The sequence below is a fragment of the Lentzea tibetensis genome, from assembly GCF_007845675.1.
Taxonomy (GTDB): Bacteria; Actinomycetota; Actinomycetes; order Mycobacteriales; family Pseudonocardiaceae; genus Lentzea; species Lentzea tibetensis.
In genome coordinates this window covers 327381-350681 of record NZ_VOBR01000007.1, presented here as the reverse complement: position 1 = coordinate 350681, position 23301 = coordinate 327381, and the positions used below count along the sequence as shown (strand labels likewise).

Below are 23301 nucleotides of genomic sequence, written 5' to 3'. Positions count from 1 at the left end.
GTGGCCTACGGGGATTCGATGCCGCGGGAAGAAGTCCGCTTCGCCGTGGTGCTCAACGGGGGTGTGAGCCTCGCCGTCTGGATGGGCGGCGTGGTGCTGGAGCTCGACCGGCTGACGAGGTCGGACGGGCTGTACGCGGACCTGCTGGACCTGGTGGGGAGCACGGCGCGCGCGGACGTCATCGCGGGTACGTCGGCCGGCGGGATCAACGGTGCGGCGCTGGCGTTGTCGCAGGTCAACCGCAGTGCGGACCTGTCGAGGCTGCGTGACCTGTGGGCTGAGCAGGGGCGCATGGAGCAGTTGCTGCGCACTCCGTTCCAGGGGCAGCCGGTGTCGCTGCTGAAGGGCGACGAGTTCTTCCTGCCGAGGCTGCAGGAGGCGCTGGGCAGGCTGACGACCGACTTCGACCCGACGCCACCGAACGAGCGACCGATCGACCTGCGCATCACCACCACGCTGCTGGGCGGCGTGCCGACGGTGACGTACGACGACCTCGGCCAGCCGCTGACGCAGTCGGTGCACCAGGGCAGCTTCCTGTTCCGCCGCGACCCGTACGACTGGGCGCACCCGGCGCAGGAGTCGCGGAGCAGGGACGACTTCACCGCCGAGGAGCTCGACCACCGGGTGCGGCAGCTGGCGCTGGCGGCGCGGAGCACCGCGAGCTTCCCGTTCGCGTTCGAGCCGTCGTTCATCCCGGTCGGCGGGCAGTCCACACCGGACCGGCCGGACATGGCCGACGTGGCGTCGTGGGCGAACGGCGAGGACCGGTCGCGGTTCGCGGTCGACGGCGGGGTGCTGGTGAACACGCCGACGCGCGAGGCGCTGGAGGCCATCGACCGGATGCCGGCGGACGGTCCGGTGCGGCGGGTGATGCTGCTGGTGTTCCCGCACGCGGCACCTCCCGGCACGGAACCGCTGGCGGCGATGCAGGCGAAGGGCCCGACGACGATCAGCGCGGGCGGGCGGCTGCTGGCCGCGATGTCCAGCCAGTCCGGGCGCACCTACGTCGAGAAGATCGAAGCGCACAACCGGCAGGCCGCGTCGAGTCGCGGCGGGCGGACGGCGCTGCTCGACCGGCTCGTTGCGGACCCCGGTTCGGTCGCGGACGAGCTGTACGCGTTGGCGGACAAGCTCTACGGCCACTACGAGGAGATGCGGATCCGGCAGGTCGCGCGGGACGTGACGACGCGCCGGTTCACCGCGGAAGCCGGGCAGTCGTTCGAACGCGTGCGCCGCAGCGCCGAGGCCGCGCAGCGGACGTGGAAGCAGAAGTACAAGTCGCTGCCGTACGTGCCGGACGTCCGCCCGCCCGCGCTGCTCGCGGACATGGCGAGGCCGGACGCGGGCTGGGGCTGGGGCATCGCGATGGCGGAACGCCTCGGCGCCGCCGCACTGGACCTGTTGAAGCGGCTGGTGTGGGTGGCGCCGGACGGTGACGCCGAGCGGATCTGCGTGGCGCGCAAGCAGCTCCACGAGGTGCGCGCGGATCTGCGGCGGCTGCGCGAGGAGCTGGAGGAGACGTCGAACGGCAAGCTCGACGAGGACTTCTGGTCGCGCCAGCTGTCGATGTACACCGAACAGATGCTGGGGCCCGCCGACCGGTTCGTGGGACGCGACGTGCGCGAGCAGGTCAACCGGATCGGCCGGATCGTGGCCGATGCGCAGCTCGTGCTGCGCGGGCTGGACGACCGCAGGCTGCGGATGGGCGGGCTGTGCTCGTGGCGCGCGCTGTTCGCCGAGGAGTACACCGCGTCCGAGGTCGCGGCCGGTCTCGGTGACGCGCAGCTGAGCTCGTACCTGTTGACCAGCGCGGAGATCTGGCAGCAGGTGTGGCTGTCGCGGCTGCTGGCGCTGGAGATCGCGGGCACGTGCCTGTCCGACGACCCGTCGACCGGCTTCGACCAGCCGGTCGAGCTGGTGCAGGTGTCGTTGCAGACGCGCAACGCGTTCGCTGAGCAGAGCATCACCGCCGACGACAAGGCCGGTGGGGCTTCACTGAGCCGTTTCTCGGGCTTCCTCAAGCGGTCGTGGCGGGTGAACGACTGGATCTGGGGCCGGTTGGACGGCGCGACGATGCTCTGCCGCCTGCTATTCGACCCGCGCAGGCTCAAGCGCATCGACATGCTCGGCCGTCCTGACGACGATCCGCGCTCCCCCGCCGAACGCGCGGAGGAAACCGTTGCGGCACTGGCGGAGAAGCTGTTCGGCTCGTCCGTTCCGGCCGAGGTCGCCACGTGCTGCGCGGATGCCGTGCGCGAGCTCACCGAGGTCTACTCGGCGGCCGACGAGGAGCTCGAACCGACGTGCAACAGCCTCGCCGAGCTGGCCGCGTGGGGGTTGCACGCGAAGATCATCTGTGACGAGCTGCCACGGCTGCGGCAGGCGATCATCGCCGACCGCGGTGACGGCTCGGACGCCCGGTCGCGGGGTGAGCTGTTCCTTCAGGAGCACGCACACCTCTTGCAGCGGCTGGAGTTCCCTTCGGAACACACGGTGTCGCTCGGCATCGCCGCGCTGCGGGCGTTCGACCGGGCGGGCATCGGGCGCGAGCCGCTGAACCAGGAGGCGAGCAGCGACCAGATGATCCGCACGGCGGCGACCGCGGCCGCGGTGGCGGTGACCGTCGCGGACAGCGGGCAGTCCGGGCTGGCCGCGGTGCGGCCGGTGACCCGTGCGCTGCGGGGTGCCGCCCTGTTGCCGTACTGGACCATCACCGGGCTGACGCGCGGCGGGAAGCTCGCGCAGTTCCTCGGGTTGCTGGGGTTCGCCATCGGTGGCGCGTTGGTCGTGATGGCGATGTTCGGGTTGCTGCCGAACTGGGCCACCGGGCCGGCCGCCGCCTTCGGTGGCGCCACCCTGCTGGCCGCTTTCGGTTACGCGGCACTGCGTTCGGGGACGATGCTGCACGGGCTGGTGCTGTTGTCCCCCGTCATACCCCTGGGTGTCGTCGCCGTGGAACGGTTGCAGGACCAGGCCTCTCGCTCGCAGATGATCACCGGGACGGTGACCGTCGGAAGCATCGTGCTGGTGGTCGGTGCCCTGATGGTGATCGGCAGCCTGCCCGCACCGATCCGCACGCCGCTCGCGGTGGCCGCCGACTTCCGGCCGGGCAAGTACGTGCGCCGGTACTGGCGGCACGTGACCGCGCTGGCGGTGGTCGCCGGGCTGGTGTGGCTGACCCTCGCGTTCCGGCTGCACGAGCAGCGGTGGCTGGTGCTGCTGACCACCGGGCTGGTGATCGCGTTCGGTGTGCGGGCCGCGCTGGCCGGCGGCAAGTCGTTGCAGCGCTGGCGGCGTGAGGACGGCGCATGGGCCACCGAGCGGGCCGAGCCTCCGGCTGCCGCCACCGCGGGCTGGGCGGTCATCTACGGCATCGGGTTCCTGCTGCTGGCCGCCGCGATGCTGATGTTCCGGCCCACCGGGTGGGGCTGGAGCGCGGCGATCGGGACCGCCGTGGTGTTCGGGCTGGTGCTGCTGCTGGTGACCAGCTGGCTCGTGCCCCGGCGGGAACGCAGGCGGATCGCCCGGCAGCTGGTGACCGAGGCGATTCCCGCCGTCTACTGCACGGCGGACACGTGCGAGGACGTGCTGCGCGCGCGGCTGGAGGGGCACGCGCTGCTGTACCGCTTCCTGGTGACGGGTGAGGGTGAGCACCCCGCGCGGCTCACCCTCACCCCGGCCGGTCACGACGTCGTGCGTCGCATCAGGCAGAAGCTGTACTAGGCCGCGAGTGCGGGCACCGGCAGCGGACGCCCGATCACCTGGGCGTACAAGGTTTCGAACGTGTCCAGAGTGGACCCGATGGCGTGGCGGGCGATGAGGTCGGAGCTCGCCGCGCCCATCCGGGCACGGGTGTGCTCGTCGTGCACCAGCGCCGACAACCGTTGCGCCAGCGCGGTCACGTCACCGGGCTGGAACAGCCAGCCGTTGCGGCCGGGCTGCACGAGGTGCGGCAACGCCATCGCGTCGGCGGCGATGACCGGCTTGCCCGCCGCCATCGCCTCCATCGTGGCGAGCGACTGCAGTTCGGCGACGCCCGGCATGACGAACAGGTCGCACCGCGCATAGGCGTCCAGCAGCGCGCCCTCGTCCACGAACCCGTGGAACAGCACGCGATCGGTGATGCCGAGGTCGTCGGCGAGCAGCTGCCACTCGGCGCGGCACGTGCCGTCGCCGACGATCTCGGCGAACGCCCCAGGCACCCGTGCGACGGCCCGCAGCAGCTCGTCCACCCGCTTCTCCTCGTCGAGCCGCCCGACGAACAACGCGGTCGGCCCGCCGAGAATCCGCGGACGCACCCGCTCCTGGTACCGGTCGATGTCGATACCGCACGACACGGGCAGCGCGCGTTCCGGGAACCCGTTGTCGTGCAACAACTGCACGGCCCGAGGCGTGGGCGCCGTGACGACGTCGGCCTCCCCGAACACCCTGGCGAGGTCGCGGTAGGCCCAGCGGGACGCGGTCTTCTTCAGGAACCCCGGCACGTGCGCCAGCCCGAACAGGTTCTCCGGCATGAAGTGGTTGGTGGCGACCGTGGGAATCCCCGCGGCCGCGGCGGCCCGCAACGCCAGCCGCCCCACGACGAAGTGCGCCTGCGTGTGCAGCACGTCCGGCTGCAAGGAGGCCAGCAGTGAGCGGATCTCGGCGCGCGCCTGCCACGGCAGGCAGACGCGGAAGTCCTTGTAGAACGGTGTCCCGTGCGACCGCAGGCGGTGCACCGTGATGCCGGGCAACGACTCCACGCGCGACGAGTCCGGGCAGATGACGTGGACGTCGTGGCCGCGGGAGGCGAGACCGGTCGCCAGCCGGTGGGCGAAGCGCGCGGCGCCGTTGACGTCCGGCGGGAACGTGTCGGCGGCGATGACGATTCGCAGCGCGTTCTTCACTGTGGGCTCCGATCGGGTTGGGACGGCAGTGGGTCGGTTGAGTGCGAGCACGCCGCCGGCGGCGGCGAGTGCGCAGGTGATCTCGGCGAGAGCGGTCCAGAAGGAGGTGCGGGACGCCTCGCCGAGCAGGAGTGCGCCGATGCCGACCGCGACGAGCGGGTCGACGACGGTGAGGCAGGCGACCGCCAGGTGCGGCGGGCCGCCCGCGTAGGCGTGCTGGACGAGCCAGCCGCCGACGAGCAGTGCGAGGACGATCCCCGCGATCGACAGCACGCCCCAGTAGCCGAAGCGGCCCTGCTGGACGTCCTGCGAGACAGCGCGCATGAGCACCGAGACGAAGCCGTAGGCCACGCCACCGGCGCTGGCGAACGCGAGCGCCCTGGTGCGCGGACGCCCGGTGAGCACGGCGACCAGGCCCGGTACCGCGATCAGCCCGAGGGTGATCAACGCCGCGCGCAGCTCGGCGTCCGGAGCCACCTCGGTGGCCGTGGCGCTGCCGGCCGCGAGCAGCACGAACCCGCCGACGCCGAGCGTGGTGACGAGCACAGCGGGCAGTTCGGAGCGACGGCCGTCCAGCACGGCGGTGATGCCGATGGCGAGGACCCCCACCGGCTGGACGACCGTCAGTGGCGCCATGCCCAGCGCCACGGCGTGGACGGCGGCTCCCGTGACCAGCAGCAGGAGGCCGCCGAGCCAGCGCTTCGACCGGAGCACGGCGAGCTTGGCCTCGCCGTCGACCGCCTGGTGCTGCAGGCGCGCCGCGAAGGCGAAGCAGACGGCGCCGAGCACGGCCAGTGTGATCGCGAGCGCGGTCATGATGTTCGCCTCATCTGGGTCGCGAGGGTGAACAGCAGTCCGTAGAGGACGGCGAACAGCACCCGTTCGGCGAGGCCGCGCGCGGCGAAGCCGTTGATCGAAACGTGGCTGACGAGAAATGCGGCGCTCGCTCCCCCGCTGAGGATCGCGAGGCGGCGCAGTTTCGGACATCTGCGGGAAATGAGCAGACCCGCGAGCGGGAGACTCACGAACATGACCGCGCCCGCATAGCGGTGGACGAGTCCGGAAAACGAGGTCGGCACGCCGTCCGGATCGGTCGGGAAGATCGTCGCGACGGTGAGCCCGGCGGCCCACAACCCCATCAGCCAGCTCGCTGACCTGCCCACATCGCGCAGGCTGAGCAGCAGGACCGTTGACGCGGCGGCCAGCGTCAGCGCCGTCGCGGCCAGCATGCTCGCGCCGCCGTCGACGAAGACGTAGTCGCTGATGGTGTGCCGGATCGGGTTGAGCCGGCCGATCGACACGACGTGCAGGTAAACAATCGGAAACAGCGACACGGCAAGACCGGCGACAACCAGAACCCGTTTTTCGACCCCCGACTCGATCACGGGAAAAGTCTCTTGCGGTAACTCGTTCGGAGGAATGGGGAACTCCCCCGACACGACCCTGAAGCCACCCTGACCGTCATGGTGGGGTTGCCCCCACCATGAGACGACCTGGCGCGACGGCCTAGGCTTTCGGTTCGTGAGCCCGAACCCCCAGCCCCCCGCGGTCGAAGTGTCGGGGCTGGTCAAGCGATACGGCTCGAAGACAGCCGTGGACGGCCTCGATCTCGTGCAGGAACGCGGCACCGTACTCGCGCTGCTCGGCCCGAACGGCGCGGGCAAGACGTCGACCGTCGAGATCTGCGAAGGCTTCCGCCGCTTCGACGCGGGCTCGGTCCGCGTGCTCGGCATGAAGCCCGGCGCGACCGAGCTGCGGCCGCGCATCGGCGTGATGCCGCAGGGCGGCGGTGGTTACCCCGGCGTCCGCGCGGCCGAGATGCTGAACCTCGTCGCGACCTGCGCCGCGAACCCGCTCGACCCCGCGTGGCTGCTCGAGGTGCTCGGCCTCGAAGGCGTGCTGCGCACCCCGTACAAGCGGTTGTCCGGCGGCCAGCAGCAACGGCTGTCGCTCGCGTGCGCGCTGATCGGCCGGCCGGAGCTGGTGTTCCTCGACGAACCGACCGCGGGCATGGACCCGCAGGCGCGCAGGCTCGTGTGGGAGCTGATCTCCGCGCTGCGCGGCGACGGCGTCACCGTGCTGCTGACGACGCACCTCATGGACGAGGCCGAAGCGCTCGCCGACCACGTCGTGATCATGGACAGGGGCCGGGTCGTCGCGTCCGGCTCGCCCGTCGAGCTGACCTCGCACGGCTCGGACGACCAGCAGCTGCGGTTCCGCGCCCGCGGCGGCCTCGACACGTCGCTGCTGTCCGCCGCGCTGCCCGAGGGACTGCGGGTGCGCGAGGCGTCGCGCGGCACCTACCTCGTGGAGGGGCACATCGACCCGCAGGTCGTGTCGACCGTGACGTCGTGGTGCGCGCAGCAGGGCGTGCTCGCGGAGGAGCTGCAGGTGGCCAAGCGCAGCCTGGAGGACGTGTTCCTCGAGCTGACCGGACGGGAGCTGCGCTCGTGAACTTCGCCCCCGGCACCTTCACCCCCGCGCCCGGTCGCGGCAAGCTCGGCCGGATGCTGCTCGTGCACGCCCGCACCGAGGCCGCGCTGACGTTGCGCAACGGCGAGCAGATCCTGCTCACCCTGATCATCCCGCTGGCGCTGCTGATCGCGTTGGCGCTGATGTCGGTGATCCCGATGCCGGAACCGCGCGTCGGTTCCGCGACGGCCCGGATCTTCGCGCTGGCGATCATCTCGTCGGCGTTCACCGGTCAGGCCATCGCGCTCGGCTTCGACCGGCGCTACGGGGTGCTCAAGCGCCTCGCCGCGACGTCGCTCCCCCGCTGGCTGCTGGTGGTCGGCCGCGTCTCCGGCGCGCTGGCCGTCGTGGTCGTGCAGCTGCTGGTGCTCGGCGTGACGGCCGCGCTGCTGGGCTGGACGTTCCCGCTCGCGGGACTCGGCTGGCTCGTGCTGGTGACGATCCTGGGGACGCTGTCGTTCGGCGCGCTCGGCGTGCTGCTCGGCGGGTCGCTGAAGGCCGAGATCGTGCTGGCGCTCGCGAACATCCTGTGGTTCGTGCTGCTCATGGTCGGTGGCGTGGCGCTGAGCGTGCCGGTCGGGTTCGTGCACCTGCTGCCGTCCGCCGCGCTCGCCGAGGCCATGGAGTCCGCGATCGTGCACGGCTCCGCGCCCGGCATCGGCCCGGTGCTGGTCCTGCTGGTCTGGGGACTCGCGGCGGGAACTCTCGCGACGAGGACAACCAAACTGACCTGACGAGCGTGGAACCCCTGAGACTTACTGGGGGGTTTCATGTCGCTGTCGGTCGTCATCGCGGCCGGCGGGACCGGGGGGCACATCTATCCCGGTCTCGCGCTGGCCGAAGCAATCAAAGAGTCCGCGCCGGACGCGCGGATCACGTTCGTCGGGACCACGCGCGGTCTCGAGGGCAAGCTCGTCCCGTCAGCGGGGTTTCCACTTCGGACCGTCGACATGGTGCCGCTGACCGTGCGGCACGGTCTGCGGTTCCCGGTGGCGCTGGGGGTCGCGTCCGCGCAGTGCGGCAAGGTGCTGCGGGAGGAACGCGCGCAGGTCGCCGTCGGCATGGGCGGCTACTCGAGCGCACCGCTGCTCGTCGCCGCACGGCTGGCCGGAGTGCCGTCGGTGATCCACGACTCGAACGCGGTTCCCGGTCGTGCCAACAGGTTCTCCGCGCGGCTGACGGACAACGTGGCGCTCGCGTTCCCCGAAGCCGCCGACCACCTGCCCAGCTCGGTCGACTGCCGCACGGTCGGGATGCCTTTGGCGGCAACGCTGTCGGGCTTCGACCGCGCCGCGTTGCGTCCTGCCGCAAGGGCTTCGCTCGGGCTCGCCGAGGACACCGTGCTGGTGCTCGTCAACGGCGGCAGCCTCGGCGCGACCCGGCTCAACCTCGCCGCCGCCGAGCTGGCCGGGCGCTGGCGTTCGCGGGCGGACGTGCGGATCGTCATCAAGGCCGGACGCGAGGGCGCGGACGAGCTCAACCGGCGCATCTCCTCGGCCGGGGCGTCGGACGTGGCGCACGCCGTCACGTACATCGACCGCATGGACACGATGTACGCGGCGGCCGACCTCACCGTGTGCCGAGCGGGCGCCGCGACCGTGGCGGAGCTCGGCCAGGTCGGGCTGCCGTCCGTGCTGGTGCCGTACCCGCACGCGCCGCACGACCACCAGACCCGCAACGCACAGGCGCTGGTCAACGCCGGTGCCGCCGTGCTGCTCACCGACGCCGAGACGTCCGCTGCGCGGCTGGAGTCCGTCGTGGGTGAGCTGATCGCCGACCGATCCCGCAGGGCGGCCATGTCCGCCGCCGCGCTGCGCACCAGCAGGCCCGACGCCGCGCGCTCGCTCGCCGAGTGGGTCTGCTCGCTGGCTTCCACCGGAAAGGAATCGTGATGACCTACTGGGCAGGACGACGCGTCCTCGTCACCGGCGCCGAGGGGTTCATCGGCAGTGCGCTCGTGCGGCTGCTGATGGAGGCAGGCGCGAACGTGCGGGCGTTCGCGCACTACAAGCCGTACGCGGAGAAGGGGCACCTGGCCGGGCTGGACGTCGAGGTGTTCACCGGTGACGTCCGCGACACCGGCCGGGTGGCGGACGCGGTCGCCGGCTGCTCGCACGTGTTCCACCTCGCCGCGCTGATCGGGATCCCGTACAGCTACCAGGCGCCCGAGTCGTACGTGGCCACCAACGTGACCGGCACGCACAACATCACCGCGGCCTGCCACCGGCACGGGGCGCGGCTCGTCCACACGTCGACCTCCGAGGTCTACGGCACGGCGCGCGTGGTGCCGATCGCGGAGACGCACCCGTTGCAGCCGCAGTCGCCGTACTCGGCGTCGAAGATCGGCGCGGACATGATGGCGCTGTCGTACTGGCACGCGTTCGCGCTGCCGGTGTCCGTGGTGCGGCCGTTCAACACCTACGGGCCGCGGCAGTCGGCGCGCGCGATCATCCCGACGATCCTCGAGCAGCTGCACGCGGGCGTGCGCGAGATCAAGCTCGGCGCGGTGACGCCCACGCGCGACTTCACCTTCGTCGAGGACACCGCACGAGGGTTCCTGGCCGTGGCGTCGTCCGACAAGACGCTCGGCGAGGTCGTGAACCTGGGTTCGGGCAAGGAGATCTCGATGGGCGACCTCGCCTCGTTGCTGATCTCCATCACCGGCGCGGACGCCTCGGTGGTGTTGGACTCCTCGCGGCTGCGCCCGTCCGGCAGCGAGGTGGACCGGCTGCTCGCCGATCCGGGCAAGGCTTTGGCACTGACGGGCTGGACGCCCCAGGTGTCGCTGCGCGAGGGCCTGACGAGGACCTCCGAGTGGATCTCCGGCCACGGTCAGGGCGTGCTGTCCTACCAGGTCTGACGTGCCGTCGGGGGCACCTGCACCGGTGAGGTGCCCCCGACGGTCCTTCTCAGTGGGCGGGACCTACCATCGGGGCGTGTCCCGTTTGACCGCTCTTCTCGCCTCCCTGCAGCGCGCACTCGCCATCGCGGCCGTCATCGCACAGGGCGGTATCGCGGTCACCGGCTCGGTCGTCCGCGTCACCGGCTCCGGCCTCGGCTGCCCCACCTGGCCCGAGTGCGTCGAGGGCAGCATCGTGCCCGTCGCGCACCCGGACGTCGCGGCGCTGCACCAGTGGGTCGAGTTCGGCAACCGCACCCTGTTCGGCGTGATCGGCATCATCACCGGCCTGTGCCTGCTGGCCGCGTGGTTCGCGAAGCCGCGCCGCCGCCGCGTGGTCGTGCTCGCGGCCGTGCAGGTCGGCGGTGTGCTCGCGCAGGCCGTGATCGGCGGCGCGACGGTCCGGCTCGGGCTCGTGTGGTGGAGCGTGTCCGTCCACTTCTTCGTGTCGATGGTGCTGGTGTGGTTCGCGGTCCTGCTGGTCCGCGCGGTCGGCGAGGGTGACGGACCGGCGCGGCCGCTCGTGGCGCCAGGGCTCATTCGTTTGCAGGCCGTGCAGGCAGGCGTGCTGTACCTGCTGCTGATCGCGGGCACGTTCGTCACCGCCGCCGGGCCGCACGCGGGTGACTCGAAGACGCCGCGGCTGCAGGTGTCCGTCGCCACGCTGGCCCAGATCCACGCCGACCTGCTGTTCCTGTTCCTGGGCATGCTGATCGCGCTGGGCTTCGCGTTGCGCGGCGAGCTGCGCAAGCCCTACTGGACGCTCGTCGGCGTCGTGCTCGCGCAGGGTGCGCTGGGCATGGTCCAGTACTGGACGGGCGTGCCGGAGGTGCTGGTGTCGCTGCACGTGCTCGGTGCGGGCGCGGTCGTGGTCGCCACCGCCGCGCTGTGGGTGGCTTCCCGGGAACGACTCGCGGAAACCGGCGTGGCGGTCGAGGAGATCCGGCAAGATCTCGCGCGTGCGTAGCGCTCTTCTCCTGCTGGTCGCCGGTCTGCCTCAGCTGGCGGTGAGCAGGGCCTGCGCCTCGGTCTTGGCGTTGTGCCCGGCCCAGTGCGCGGGCGTCGCGTCGTAGTTGGTGTCCTGGACGGACCGGTCAGCGCCGCCGTCGAGCAGGATCCTGATGACGCCGAGGTGTCCCTGCTCGGCCGCGAGGTGCAGTGCCGTGACGCCCTCGCCGTGCATGGACCCGCCGAACGTGGCGCGCCGGTTGGGATCCGCGCCGAGGTCGAGGAGCTGCTGCACGGCGTTCGTCCGATCGCACCAGGCCGCCCAGATCAGCGCGGTGCCGCGGTAGACGTCCGCGTCGATGCGCGCGCCGCGTTTCAGCAGCGGCTCGAACACCTCGGCCCGGTCGTTGCGCGCGGCCCAGCAGAGCGCCTCGTCGAGCACCTCCTGCGGGTCGTTCGTCGGCCACCAGCGGGGGAAACCGCTGTGCGGCCGGTAGAACTGCCGGTGCGCCTCCGGTTCGGCGGCGAGGTCGAGGTCGCCGAGCCCGGCCGCGACGCGCAGGTTCGCCGGGTGCACCCCGTTGCCCGCGAGGACTTCGGCGACGTCGCGGTGTCCCCAGAACAGCGCGACCGCGAGCGGCGTGCCGCCGTCGCCGCGCGCCGAGACGTTCGTGGGCGCGCCGGCGTCGAGGAGAATCCTGGCCAGCAGCGGCAGACCCCGGTACGCGGCCTGGTGCAGTGCGGTCCACCCGTGGACGTTCTGGTGCCCGACATCCGCGCCCGCCGCGAGCAGCACCTTGACCAGCCGCTCGTCGCACGTGGCGGCGGCCATGCCGAGCAGGTCGTTCCCGTTGGTGCCACTGGCCTTCGCCAGCTCGGGGTAGCGCGACAGCACGGCCTGCAGCTCGCCGGGGTTGTAGGTCTCGATGGCCTGGTAGGCGCGGGCGAACGGGCGCGGGTTGCGGATGTGGCGCTCGAGCATGCGCCAGTCCGTGCACCCGTGCCGGTGCGCCAGCACCTCGCGCGCGCCCTCCTCGGTCAGCGGCGTGTCACCGAAGACCTCGAGCGCCTGGGGCGTGCCGTCCCACGCGGACGCGAGCAACCCGCGCGCCCGCTCCTCGTAGTAGTCGACGTCGTCCCGGTACGGGTGCCACATGACACCACGCTACTTCGGTGTGGCGGGCCTGCGCTCCCACAACGGCGGAAGCTCGTCCGCGAGCCAGGTGTACAGCTGGTCGACCGTGCGCAGCCGCATCGCCCGCTCCGGGTCGCCGCTCAGCAACCGCATGCCGGACTCGGTCAGGTCCCGCACGCTGACCAGCGCGTCCAGCTTGCGCTGCACCAGGTCCACCCACCGCTTCTCGTCGATCCGGTACTGCGCGGCCTGCCTGCCGCGCCGCGTCCGCTTCGTCACGAGGCCCGCGCTCACCAGGAACTTGAGGTTCGTGCTGATCGAGCCGCTGCTCGCCTCGAGCTCCTGCGACAGCTCGGCCGCCGTGCGCTCGCTCGGCTGGCAGATGAGCAGGTAGCCGAGGATGCGGCCGCCGATCAGCGGGATGCCCTCCTCCGCGAAGTGCGCGGCGAAGCGCTCGATCCAGGCGGAGAGCCGAGTTTCACGTCCGACGCTCACGAGACCCCATTCTTTCGGTTAACACTGAAGCTATCGTAGCGATCTTGTCAATGCTGCGCCGGTCGGTGGCTTCTTGTGGCTGTTTGTTGACATACGTCTGTTCCTGTGAAGACTTAGCGTGCCGCCGCTACACACAACCCATCGAAGGGGCTGGGCATGGTGGCACGTGGGAGCGCTCTCAGATCGAGCGTGCTGTTGATATCTCTGGTGGCGGCGATGATGACCGCACCACCGGCACAAGCAGCGGAAACGCGGTTCGAGGCCGAGAACGCGGTCCTCTCGCGAGGCGTCGTCGAGTCCAACCACGCCGGGTTCACCGGCACCGGGTTCGTGAATTACGACAATGCCTCAGGTTCCTACGTAGAGTTCACCATCACCAACGACACCGCACAGGCTGTGCCGCTGTCCTTCCGGTACGCCAACGGCACGACGACCAACCGTCCGCTCGACGTCGCGGTCAACGGAACGTCGGCGGGCACGATCAACTTCGCGGGCACCGGCGCGTGGACGTCCTGGCGCGCGCAGACCATCAGCGTCCAGCTGCCGCAGGGCACCAGCAAGATCCGGGCCTCGGCGACCACGAGCAACGGCGGGCCCAACCTCGACTCGCTGACCGTCGGTGCGACCACGGGCACCGACTGGTCCGTCGCGGTCGTCGAGTCGACCATGGCGCAGTACACCCCCGCGCAGCTGGGCGGCTGGTCGTACACGCGCGGGCTGTACCTGTACGGGCAGTACCTCGTGTACCAGCGCACGAAGGACCCCCGCTACCTCAGCTACATCAAGGCGTGGGTCGACCGGTTCGTCGACAGCGGCGGCAACATGACGCAGAACTTCAACAACCTCGACAGCATGCTGTCCGGGCGGTTGCTGAACATCCTCTACAAGGAGACCGGGCAGGCGAAGTACCAGACGGCGGCGAAGAAGATCCGCAACCGGCTCAACACCTACCCGCGCACCAGCGACGGCGGCTTCTGGCACTCCACCAGCGAGAGCAGGCACAACCAGCTGTGGGCCGACGGCGTGTTCATGCTGAACCCGTTCCTCGCCGAGTACGGCAAGACGTTCAACGACTCGGCGTACGCGAACGAGGAGGCGCTGAAGCAGCTCAACGTCTACGCGAGCCACCTGCAGCAGCCCAGCGGCATCCTCAAGCACGCCTACGACGAGGCGAAGGACGAGTCGTGGGCCAACCCGCAGTCCGGGCTGGCGCCGGAGTACTGGTGCCGCGCGATCGGCTGGTACGCGATGGCGACCATCGACATCCTCGAGGTCGTCCCGGCCAACCACCCGCGCCGCGCGCAGACGCTCACGGACTTCCGCGAGCTGGTGGTGGGCATCCAGCGCTACCAGGACGCGGCCACCGGTCGCTGGTGGCAGGTCGTCGACAAGGGCGGCCAGTCCGGCAACTGGCTCGAGACGTCGTGTTCGATGATGTTCAGTTTCGCGCTCTCGCGCGGCGTCGAACGCGGCTACCTCGACCCGTCGTACAAAGCGGTGGCCGCCAAGGGTTATCAGGGCGTGCTGCAGAAGACGTCCATCGGGTCGAACGGGCGCACGCAGGTGTCCGACATCTCGATCGGCACGAACGTCGGCGACTACGGCTACTACATCGCGCGTGAGCGGGCCACGAACGACTTCCACGGGCTCGGCGCGTTCCTGATCATGAGCGAGCAGTTCACGAGGGTGGGTGTGTGATGAGACTCGGCAGAATCCTCACAGCAGCAGCGTTGGCACTGAGCACGGTCATCGTGCCGACGATCACGGCGCCGCAGGTGCTGGCACTGGAGAACGGCCTGGCGCGCACGCCGCCGATGGGCTTCAACAACTGGAACACCACGCACTGCACGAACACGTTCAACGAGGCCATGATCAAGGGCATCGCGGACATCTTCGTCAACCGCGGCCTCAAGGACGTCGGCTACACCTACGTCAACATCGACGACTGCTGGGCGCTGCCGACCCGCGGCTCGGACGGCAACCTGCGCCCCGACCCGGCGCGCTTCCCCAACGGCATCAAGGCCGTCGCGGACTACGTGCACAGCAAGGGCCTCAAGTTCGGCATCTACACCAGCGCGGGCACCAAGACGTGCAACACCGCGGGCTTCCCCGGCGGCCTGAACCACGAGCAGCAGGACGCGGACCTGTTCGCGTCGTGGGGCGTCGACTACCTGAAGTACGACAACTGCAACAACCAGGGCGTCGACGCGGTGCAGCGCTACACGAAGATGCGCGACGCACTCGCCCGCACCGGCCGTCCGATCGTGTACTCGATCTGCGAGTGGGGCCGGTCGGACCCGAAGGTGTGGACGTGGGGCCCGAACACCGGCAACCTGTGGCGCACCACGGGGGACATCGCCGACAACTGGTCGTCGATGATCGGCAAGGCCAAGTCGAACCGGGTGCTCGCGCAGTACGCGAAGCCGGGCGCGTGGAACGACCCGGACATGCTCGAGGTCGGCAACGGCGGCATGACGGCGACCGAGTACCGCACGCACTTCAGCCTGTGGGCGATCATGGCCGCTCCCCTGCTGATCGGCGCGGACCTGCGCAAGGTCAACGAGGACACGTTCACGATCCTCAAGAACACCGACGTGATCGCGATCGACCAGGACCCGCTCGGCAAGCAGGGCACCGTGGTGTCCAACTCCGGCGGCCTCGTGGTCTACAGCAAGGTCCTCGCGAACGGCGACCGCGCGGTCGCGCTGTCCAACGAGAACACCGCGGCCGCGACGATCAGCACCACGGCGTCCGCCATCGGTCTCGGCGGCTCGGCGTCGTACTCGCTGAAGGACCTGTGGTCCAAGCAGGTCCGCACCACCACGGGCGCGATCAGCGCCTCGGTGCCCGGCCACGGCACGGTGCTGTACCGCGTCACGCCGTCCGGCACGATCAACCGCCTGGAGGCGGAGAACGCCGTTCTCTCGCAGGGCGTCGTCGAGTCCAACCACGCCGGCTTCTCCGGCACCGGCTTCGTCAACACCGTGAACGCCGTCGGACCGTACGTCGAGTGGACCGTCAACGCCACGCAGGCGGGCACCGCGACGCTGACCTTCGGCTTCGCCAACGGCACCACGGCGAACCGGCCGGTCGACGTGACGCTGAACGGTGCTCTGGTGCGCGACGAGCTGGCGTTCAACGGAACCGGGGCGTGGACGACCTACAGCACCGTCACGGCGACCGTGACGCTCGTCGCGGGTGAGAACAAGATCCGCGCCACGGCGACCACGGCCAACGGCGCGGCGAACCTGGACTACCTCGACATCAACTAGTGGGACGGGGGGTGGGAGCCTTGCCTCGCTGGGAAGGCTCCCCCTCACCCCGCGAGCGAAGCGATGCCAGCACGCCAGGTGACCCACCACGAAAGCGGCACGTACCAAGGGAGTACCGCCAAACCGGCGCGGACCAAGCGAGCGCCGCCCAAACCGGCAGGCACCAAGCGAGCACCGCCCCAACCGGCGCGAGCAAAGCGAGCACCCACCCAACCGGCGCGAGCAAAGCGAGCACCGCGACAACCGGCGCGAGCAAAGCGAGCACCCACCCAACCGGCGCGAGCCTAGCGAGCACCCACCCAACCGGCAGGCACCAAGGGAGCCCGACGAAACCGGCAGGTGCCAAAAGAAAGGAGCGCCCGCCGCACTGGCGCCCCCCGCATTGCCGAACGGGCGCGGCCCCCGAGCACAAACCGGCAGCCGAATGATCCCAAGCGTCCGAAGGGCCAGGGGTGGGGAGGTCCTCGCTGATCAGGCGCAGCCTTGCCACATCGAAAATGCCCTGTCAAGGCAGCTTTTCCGCCTTGACAGGGCATTTTCGATGTGGCGACCGTGAGGTGATCAGCGAGGACCTCCCCACCCACCACCCGAGATTCAGCAGACCGGCGCCAGCGGCGTGGTGTCACCTGGCCCAGGCTCCCGCCGCCACCGGTCCAGCTTGGCGTGCTCGGCCAACGAGATGAGCGTCTGCCGCACCAGGTGCCGGTACCGGGGGTCGCAGTTGACCACGGGCACACTGGGGTCGACGCCCATGGACCGCAGCACAGCGGCCACGTCGCCACGCGGATGCGTGTGCATGTTGTTCAACGCGATCACGTAAGGGATCCGGTGGTCCTCGAAGTACCGCATGGCGTCCACCGAGTCGGCGGGGCGCATGACGTCGAGCAGGATCACCGCGCCCACGCACCCGCGCACCACGTCGTTCCACCCCGACTGCGGCGTCTGCCACTGCGGGGCCACGAAGAGGTGCAGTGCGAGCCCCGGATCAAGCCACAGGCGCCCGAACTCGATCCGGACCAGCTCGGTCACCGCACCGGCGCGCTCAGGGGGCAGCGCGGCGCAGGTGAGGAGATCTCCGTTCACCATCGACCTGATGAACGTGCTCTTCCCGACACCGAACCCACCCGCCACGACGATCTTGGCGGACGTGAGCTCACGGCCTGAGGACCCCGGAGGTCCGTAGTCGGGAAATCTAGAGCCGACGTAGTCCACTCAGCACTCTCTCCATCAACCCGAGATCCGGCATGTCGGCACCACCGGAGGTCGCGGTCAGGTGTACTTCCACCAGCCCGCGTTCCGCCAGGTCGCCGAGCAGCACTTTCGCGACTCCCAGCGGGATTCGCATCAGTGCGGCCACCTCCGCGACGGAGCGCGGGGAGCGGCACAGCTCGACGATGTGTTGGTGCTCAGCCTGCAACATACCTGCCGAGTGGTGTCCCTGATCATTCGCGGACACCAGTGTCTCGATCTCGAGATTCACGTTGGACCGAGTGCGCCCACCGGTCCAGGCATATGCACGAACGATCGACGCGGCCGGAGGAATGGGTGTGGAGGCCACCGGTTCCTCGGCGAGCGTCGGCCAGTCGCCGTGCCCGGAGTACTCGTCGGAGTACCCGGAAACCCCGGCAGGCCCCGAAAAATCGGCGTGCTGGGGTGCCGCGGGCGCCTCGGGGGTCGCGCGCGGCGTCGGCGGCAGGTCCCTTCGCGACTTGCGCCGGCCACTGTCCAGGCTGAACCCGTTCATGAGGTCGGCGAACGTCTGCTCGGCGGGTGCCTCAGCGTGCTTGCTGCGGCGGCGGTGGCCATCAGCGGAACTCATGATCACCTCACACTGTGGAGCTGTGCTCGCAGTTCTGGGGTGAGGATCTGGCCGACCTGGTCGACGACCACGGTCATCTCGTAGGCCACCTGGCCGACATCGCTGTCGGGGGCGGCCAGGACCGCCAAACAAGACCCGTCTCGAATGGACATGAGAAGCATGATCCCGTAATCCATCTCGACTACGGTGCGCAACACACCGCCACCTTCGAAACATCGTGAGGCGCTCTGGGTCAGGCTGGCCACGCCGGCCGCGATCGCGGCCAGCTGGTCGGCTCTGTCAGGCGGCAGAGCTGCGGATTTCGTCAGCATCAGGCCGTCGACCGAGATCACCACGGCGTGCGCCACTCCGGGCACCCGCTCGGTGAAGTTGGTGATCAACCACCCGAACTGGTGCACCTGGCGCGACTGAGGTGTGCTCATGCCCTACTCCTGCCCGTTCCGCTGCCCGTTGCCGTTGCCTCCCAAGGGAGCCTGCCGCAGTCCTGTCTGGTAGCTGCTGAGGAAGCCCCTGGCCCGTTCCGGGTCACGCTTCTGAGACAGTGTGCCCTGCGACTCCGGGCGTTCGGCGAGATTGGGGAGCAGGTTCTTACGCGGCGCTCGTTTCGGCAACCCGGCGCCCGTCTCACCAGCGTCCTCCGCGTCACCCGGCGGCTCGTCGAAAACCGACGCGGTGCCGGTTTTTCCGAACCACGATCCGGTGACGGACGGTGACGATGCTGGTGAGGGCGTCGACGAAGGTTGCGGTACCGAGCCGTTCTGCGCCTCGAAAGATCCGAACCACGACGAGTTGGTTTCTTCAGCCGCCGTCTCAACTGGCCCGTTTCCGTTGGACGTCACGGGTTCGTCGATGGTCGCGCCGCGGAACGAGGACCAGCCACCGTTGCCGTTGCTGACGTCGCTCTCGGCTTGTTCCGCACGCGGCGGGCGCGGCGCCAGGTTCGGCGTCTTCACCACGACGCGGGGCTGCTCCGGCACCCTCGGCGGCTCGGGCAACCGCGGCGTCTCCGGCAGCCTTGAAGTTTCAGCGGGCCGGTGAGCCGGGTCGGCGTGCCGGGACTGCTCGGGCAGCGGGGGCTTCGGCTGCGGGAGCGCGGCGTGCCTCGGCGTGGAGGGCGCCTGCTCCTCCTCGACGTTCTTGCGCACCAGTTCCGCCGGGACGAGCACGAAGGCGCGGAGGCCTTCGCGGCCCTCCCCCGCCGCGCGGAGCCGCACCGTGACGTTGTGGCGCTTGCCGAGGCGCCCCACCACGAACAGTCCCATCTGGCGGGACACGGGCACCTCGTCCTCGGCCTCCGAGCTGAGCCGCTCGTTGGCCTCGGTCAGCTCCGCGGGCCCCATGCCGATGCCCTGGTCGGCGACCTCGACGAGCATGCCGCCGTCGCGGTCGGCGCGGGCGCCGATGACGACCTGGGTGGTCGGCGCGGAGAACGCCGTGGCGTTGTCCAGCAGCTCCGCGACGAGACGCACGAGGTCGCTCGCCGCGTAGCCGACGATCTCCACCGACGGCGTGGACTTCACCACGACCCGTTGGTAGTGCTCGATCTCCGACGCGGCGGCGCGCAGCACGTCCGCGAGCGGAACCGGCTGGGTGAACCTGCGGGCGACGTCCGTGCCGGACAGCACCATCAGGTTCTCGTTGTTGCGGCGCATGCGCGTCGCGAGGTGGTCGAGCTTGAACAGGTTGGCGAGCTGCTCGGGGTTCTCCTCGTGCCGCTCCAGCTCCTCCATGAGCTTGAGCTGGCGCTCGACGAGGCCCTGCGACCGCCGGGACAGGTTGACGAAGATGTTGCGCATCCCGCCGCGCAGCGACGCCTGCTCGACGGCGGAGCGGATGGCCTGCTCGTGCACCGCGTCGAACGCGCGCGCCAGCTGGCCGAACTCCTCGACGGTGTGCACCGGCACCGGCTCGATCTCGGTGTCCGGCTTGCGGTCCGCGCGGATCGCCGCCACGACCTGCGGGAGGTGGTGGTGCGCCACGTCGAGCGCGGAACGCCGCAGCTCCTCCAGCGAGCGCAGCAGGTAGCGGCCGATGACGAAGCCGAGCGCCACGGCCAGGATCAGCATGGCCAGCAGGACCACCGCGGCCGCACCGGCCTTGTCGGACGTCTCGTCCTGCAGCCGCGCCGCCGTACCCGCGAGCTCGTCCTGCAGCTGCCTGCCGACCTGTTCCATCAGGCGGGACGTCGTGCCGGACGTCTTGTTCCACTCCTCGACCGCGATCCCCAGCGTCGGGTCGGTGGCCGGGGCCTGCCTGCCGTTGGTGCCCGTGCGGTTGGCGGGCTGCTGCTCCGGCTGCGTCAGCGCCTTCTCGACGAGCTTGGTGCGGGTGGCGACGTCGGCGCCGGTGACCGTCTGCTCGTAGCTGCGGCGCTGCGCCGGGGTGGCGATGGCCTGGAAGTCGTTGACGCGGTCCTGCAGGCGGATGTCCGACTGTTCCAGCGTGCGGACCTCGGTGCCGAGCAGCTTGCCGCGGCCGATGCCGGCGAGCACGATCGCCTGCTGCTGCGAGACCTGCTCCTGCGAGATCACCATGTTGTGCAACGCGATCGCCGTGCCGGAGATGGCCTCGTCGCCGAACTGGCTGATCAGGGCCTGTTCGAAGTCCAGCAGCGACTTGACGACGCCGGTGTAGCCCGCGGTCGCGGCGGTGGCGTCCGCCGTGCCGGAAGAGGTCTGCTCGCGCAACGCCTTGAGGGCGCTCAGCTGGTCCGTCAGCTCGCGATAGCGGGAGTTCGCGACGTCACTCAGGCCCGCGGTGCGGTCGACGCGGCGGCGCACGGTCGCGGCGGCGTTGTCCGTCGAGCTGATCTGGTTCTGGAACGCGGCGACACCCGAGCCGCTCGTCGAGCTCTGCGCGGCGAGCGTGCGCTCCTGCTGCACGCTGGAGATGAGCGGGGCGATGTCCGCGCGCAACCGGACGAGCTGCTGCATCTGCACGTACGAGTTCGACCTGTCCACGTACCCGGCGATCTGCAGAACACCGGCACCGACCGCCACGCTCACCGGTACGAGCAGCACCGCGGCGAGCTTGACGGGCAGGCGCCAGTTGCGCCAGTCACTGATCTTTCTCCAACTGCGGGCATTCACGAATTGATCCCCATGGCGCGCTCGAAGTGCCCCACTATCGGCTACCTCCTGGCCTGGCGAATCACCGCATGACTTGGTGGGCGAGCGATTTCGCAAGTGACGGAACGTGTTGCTGCGGGATAGTAGGCCAGGGAGCTTGCGGCTACAACGGTGGGCACGCCCCGTCCGGGTGGTGCTCGTCGCTCGGGGATTGACTCGTGGCCGTGCGTGGTTACGCTGAGCGCCTCCCCGCCGCATCGCCCGCAGCGTGGTCACGCACAGTGATCATCCTTGCGCTCTCGGGCGCGCGGGCACCCCCGCCCACGAATGCGAGTTGTAGATGACGAAGGCGCTGCCCTCGCCCGGATTCGCGACGTTCGAAGACCACGATCACGGATTGCTGTTGGACGGTGACGGAGAGCCCGATTTCGGGCGGATCCAGCAGAGCGCCGATTTCCAGCTGCTCCGCAGACGGATCGCGACGTTCGTTATCCCGGCCACACTGCTGTTCCTCAGCTGGTACGTGACCTTCGTGTTGTTGTCCGCGTACGCCGACGATTTCATGAGCCAGCCGGTATTCGGTGTGATCAACGTCGGACTCGTGTTCGGATTCCTCCAGTTCGCCAGCACCATCATCATCACATTGGCGTACTCGCGTTACGCCAAGCGAAGGCTGGACCCCCAGGTCGACGCGGTCCGCAGCCTCGTCGACGCCGACGAGGAGCAGCTGTGAACGGCGCGAACACCGCGATCAACCTGGGCGTCTTCGGCATCTTCGTCCTGATCACCCTCTACATCGTGTACCGGGCGGGCAGCCGCAACGTCACCAAGTCCGACTACTACGCCGCGGGCGGCGGCTTCACCGGTGCGCAGAACGGCATCGCCCTGTCGGGTGACTTCCTGTCCGCCGCGTCGTTCCTCGGCATCTCCGGTGCGATCGCGGTCAACGGCTACGACGGCTTCCTCTACTCGATCGGCTGGGTCGTCGCCTGGCTGATCGGTCTCATGCTGATCGCCGAGCGCCTGCGCAACACCGGCCGCTACACCATGGGCGACGTCATGGCCTTCCGCATGCGCGAGCGCCCGGTGCGCGCGGCCGCGGCGAACGCGACGCTGGTGATCTCGCTCTTCTACATGATCGCGCAGATGGCGGGCGCGGGCGGCCTGATGGCGTTGCTGCTCGACGTGCACAGCAAGGTGGGCCAGGCGGCCATCATCGCGGTCGTCGGCATCATCATGGTGCTGTACGTGCTCGTCGGCGGCATGAAGGGCACCACGTGGGTGCAGATCATCAAGGCCGGCTTCCTCATCCTCTCCGTGCTGCTGCTGACGATCTTCCTGATCGGCAAGTTCGGGTTCGACCTGTCCACGATGCTGGAGCGGGCCACGCAGAAGTCGCCGCTCGGCGACGCGGTGCTGTCGCCCGGCGTGAAGTACGGCGCGTCCGACCTCTCCAAGATCGACTTCCTGTCCCTCGCGCTCGCGCTGCTCTTCGGCACGGCGTCGCTGCCGCACGTGCTGATGCGCTTCTACACGGTGCCGAACGCCCGCGAGGCGCGGCGCTCGGTGGTGTGGGCGACGTGCATGGTCGCCACCTTCTACCTGTGCACGCTGGTGCTCGGCTTCGGCGCGATGGCACTGGTCGGCACGGACGAGATCACCTCGGCGCCCGGTGGTGAGAACTCGGCGGCCCCGCTGCTCGCGTTCCACATCGGTGGCGCCGTGCTGCTCGGCATCGTCGCCGCGGTGGCGTTCGCGACGATCCTCGCCGTGGTCGCCGGTCTGACGCTGACGGCGTCCGCGTCCTTCGCGCACGACGTCTACGCCAGCGTGATCAAGCACGGCGAGGCGGACCCCCGCTCCGAGGTGCGGGTCGCCCGCCTCACCGCGATCGTGGTGGGCGTGCTCGCGATCATCGGCGGCATCGCGGCCAACGGCCAGAACGTCGCGTTCCTCGTGGCGCTGGCGTTCGCGATCGCCGCGTCGGCGAACCTGCCGACCCTGCTGTACTCGTTGTTCTGGAAGAGGTTCAACACCACGGGCACGTTGTGGTCGATCTACGGCGGCCTGAGCCTGTGCATCGTGCTGATCGCCTTCTCCCCCGCGATCTCCGGGTCGCCGTCGTCGGTGTTCCCGAGCGCGGACTTCGCGTGGTTCCCGTTGAGCAACCCCGGAATCGTGTCGATCCCGCTGTCGTTCCTCGCCGGCTACCTGGGCACGATCTTCAGCAAGAAGCCTGCCGACCCCCACAAGCAGTCCGAGATGGAGGTCCGCGCGCTCACCGGCATCGGTTCGGGCCTGCGGTAG

Annotated in this window: 18 protein-coding genes; 10 read left to right on the top strand and 8 right to left on the bottom strand. The window is 69.9% G+C overall.

The features are described from left to right. On the top strand, positions 1-3723 hold the full coding sequence (locus FKR81_RS14040) for a patatin-like protein (protein ID WP_235921533.1): 3723 nt from the start codon (positions 1-3) through the stop codon (positions 3721-3723). Here FKR81_RS14040 and FKR81_RS14035 read toward each other — a convergent pair. Together FKR81_RS14035 and FKR81_RS14030 are read right to left on the bottom strand one after the other, a co-directional pair. Further along, on the bottom strand, positions 3720-5702 hold the full coding sequence (locus tag FKR81_RS14035) for a glycosyltransferase (protein WP_146351884.1): 1983 nt from the start codon (positions 5700-5702) through the stop codon (positions 3720-3722). The two genes, FKR81_RS14040 and FKR81_RS14035, sit on opposite strands and share 4 nt — an antisense overlap. After that, the gene (locus FKR81_RS14030; RefSeq protein WP_235921532.1) at positions 5699-6271 is read right to left on the bottom strand and encodes a DUF998 domain-containing protein; all 573 of its coding nucleotides are present in this window, start codon (positions 6269-6271) and stop codon (positions 5699-5701) included. The genes FKR81_RS14035 and FKR81_RS14030 overlap by 4 nt, the downstream gene beginning before the upstream one ends. Before the next feature lie 136 nt (positions 6272-6407). On the opposite strand from FKR81_RS14030, the gene FKR81_RS14025 reads away from it, so the two are divergent. The 5 genes from FKR81_RS14025 to FKR81_RS14005 all read left to right on the top strand — a co-directional run bounded on the left by FKR81_RS14025 (position 6408) and on the right by FKR81_RS14005 (position 11224). Next, complete coding sequence (locus FKR81_RS14025) at positions 6408-7340, top strand: ABC transporter ATP-binding protein (protein WP_146351882.1); 933 nt, start codon at positions 6408-6410, stop codon at positions 7338-7340. Between the two features lie 53 nt (positions 7341-7393). Continuing rightward, positions 7394-8092, top strand: a complete 699-nt coding sequence (locus FKR81_RS14020) for an ABC transporter permease (RefSeq protein ID WP_146352003.1) — start codon at positions 7394-7396, stop codon at positions 8090-8092. Between the two features lie 36 nt (positions 8093-8128). After that, positions 8129-9250, top strand: coding sequence for an undecaprenyldiphospho-muramoylpentapeptide beta-N-acetylglucosaminyltransferase (gene murG / locus FKR81_RS14015; protein ID WP_146351880.1), 1122 nt, complete (start codon positions 8129-8131; stop codon positions 9248-9250). Further along, on the top strand, positions 9250-10218 hold the full coding sequence (locus FKR81_RS14010; protein ID WP_146351878.1) for an SDR family NAD(P)-dependent oxidoreductase: 969 nt from the start codon (positions 9250-9252) through the stop codon (positions 10216-10218). The genes murG and FKR81_RS14010 overlap by 1 nt, the downstream gene beginning before the upstream one ends. A 76-nt stretch (positions 10219-10294) precedes the next feature. After that, complete coding sequence (locus tag FKR81_RS14005) at positions 10295-11224, top strand: COX15/CtaA family protein (protein ID WP_146351876.1); 930 nt, start codon at positions 10295-10297, stop codon at positions 11222-11224. A 30-nt stretch (positions 11225-11254) separates the two neighbouring features. Here the strand turns inward: FKR81_RS14005 and FKR81_RS14000 are convergent, their stop codons facing one another. Together FKR81_RS14000 and FKR81_RS13995 are read right to left on the bottom strand one after the other, a co-directional pair. Then, a complete protein-coding gene (locus tag FKR81_RS14000; RefSeq protein WP_146351874.1) occupies positions 11255-12361 on the bottom strand; it encodes an ankyrin repeat domain-containing protein in 1107 nt (368 codons plus the stop codon). A 9-nt stretch (positions 12362-12370) separates the two neighbouring features. After that, entirely contained in the window at positions 12371-12835 is a 465-nt protein-coding gene (locus FKR81_RS13995) for a GbsR/MarR family transcriptional regulator (RefSeq protein WP_146351872.1), read from the bottom strand. Between the two features lie 156 nt (positions 12836-12991). On the opposite strand from FKR81_RS13995, the gene FKR81_RS13990 reads away from it, so the two are divergent. Both FKR81_RS13990 and FKR81_RS13985 read left to right on the top strand, forming a co-directional pair. Continuing rightward, positions 12992-14533 (top strand): glycoside hydrolase family 88 protein, encoded by a 1542-nt coding sequence (locus FKR81_RS13990; RefSeq protein WP_146351870.1) that lies wholly within the window; start codon positions 12992-12994, stop codon positions 14531-14533. Then, positions 14533-16107, top strand: coding sequence for a carbohydrate-binding protein (locus tag FKR81_RS13985; RefSeq protein ID WP_146351868.1), 1575 nt, complete (start codon positions 14533-14535; stop codon positions 16105-16107). Before FKR81_RS13990 ends, FKR81_RS13985 begins: the two co-directional genes overlap by 1 nt. Before the next feature lie 594 nt (positions 16108-16701). On the opposite strand, the gene FKR81_RS13980 is transcribed toward FKR81_RS13985, so the two are convergent. Genes FKR81_RS13980 through FKR81_RS13965 form a run of 4 tightly spaced genes read right to left on the bottom strand, consistent with a single transcriptional unit; the run spans position 16702 to position 21015 of the window. Continuing rightward, on the bottom strand, positions 16702-17319 hold the full coding sequence (locus tag FKR81_RS13980) for a GTP-binding protein (RefSeq protein WP_146351866.1): 618 nt from the start codon (positions 17317-17319) through the stop codon (positions 16702-16704). Beyond that, complete coding sequence (locus FKR81_RS13975; protein ID WP_146351865.1) at positions 17300-17926, bottom strand: DUF742 domain-containing protein; 627 nt, start codon at positions 17924-17926, stop codon at positions 17300-17302. The genes FKR81_RS13980 and FKR81_RS13975 overlap by 20 nt, the downstream gene beginning before the upstream one ends. Before the next feature lie 2 nt (positions 17927-17928). After that, positions 17929-18348, bottom strand: a complete 420-nt coding sequence (locus FKR81_RS13970; protein WP_146351863.1) for a roadblock/LC7 domain-containing protein — start codon at positions 18346-18348, stop codon at positions 17929-17931. A gap of 3 nt (positions 18349-18351) precedes the next feature. Beyond that, positions 18352-21015 (bottom strand): sensor histidine kinase, encoded by a 2664-nt coding sequence (locus tag FKR81_RS13965; RefSeq protein WP_235921531.1) that lies wholly within the window; start codon positions 21013-21015, stop codon positions 18352-18354. Between the two features lie 319 nt (positions 21016-21334). On the opposite strand from FKR81_RS13965, the gene FKR81_RS13960 reads away from it, so the two are divergent. Then, on the top strand, positions 21335-21727 hold the full coding sequence (locus tag FKR81_RS13960; RefSeq protein WP_146351861.1) for a DUF485 domain-containing protein: 393 nt from the start codon (positions 21335-21337) through the stop codon (positions 21725-21727). Further along, entirely contained in the window at positions 21724-23301 is a 1578-nt protein-coding gene (locus FKR81_RS13955) for a solute symporter family protein (protein ID WP_146351859.1), read from the top strand. Before FKR81_RS13960 ends, FKR81_RS13955 begins: the two co-directional genes overlap by 4 nt.

Coding starts and splice junctions, on each gene's coding strand:
- FKR81_RS13970 (WP_146351863.1), bottom strand. CDS start 18,348: ATGAGCACACCTCAGTCGCGCCAGGTGCACCAGTTCGGGTGGTTGATC.
- murG (WP_146351880.1), top strand. CDS start 8,129: ATGTCGCTGTCGGTCGTCATCGCGGCCGGCGGGACCGGGGGGCACATC.
- FKR81_RS13985 (WP_146351868.1), top strand. CDS start 14,533: ATGAGACTCGGCAGAATCCTCACAGCAGCAGCGTTGGCACTGAGCACG.
- FKR81_RS14035 (WP_146351884.1), bottom strand. CDS start 5,702: ATGACCGCGCTCGCGATCACACTGGCCGTGCTCGGCGCCGTCTGCTTC.
- FKR81_RS14000 (WP_146351874.1), bottom strand. CDS start 12,361: ATGTGGCACCCGTACCGGGACGACGTCGACTACTACGAGGAGCGGGCG.
- FKR81_RS14010 (WP_146351878.1), top strand. CDS start 9,250: ATGACCTACTGGGCAGGACGACGCGTCCTCGTCACCGGCGCCGAGGGG.
- FKR81_RS13975 (WP_146351865.1), bottom strand. CDS start 17,926: ATGAGTTCCGCTGATGGCCACCGCCGCCGCAGCAAGCACGCTGAGGCA.
- FKR81_RS13990 (WP_146351870.1), top strand. CDS start 12,992: ATGGTGGCACGTGGGAGCGCTCTCAGATCGAGCGTGCTGTTGATATCT.
- FKR81_RS13960 (WP_146351861.1), top strand. CDS start 21,335: ATGACGAAGGCGCTGCCCTCGCCCGGATTCGCGACGTTCGAAGACCAC.
- FKR81_RS14020 (WP_146352003.1), top strand. CDS start 7,394: ATGCTGCTCGTGCACGCCCGCACCGAGGCCGCGCTGACGTTGCGCAAC.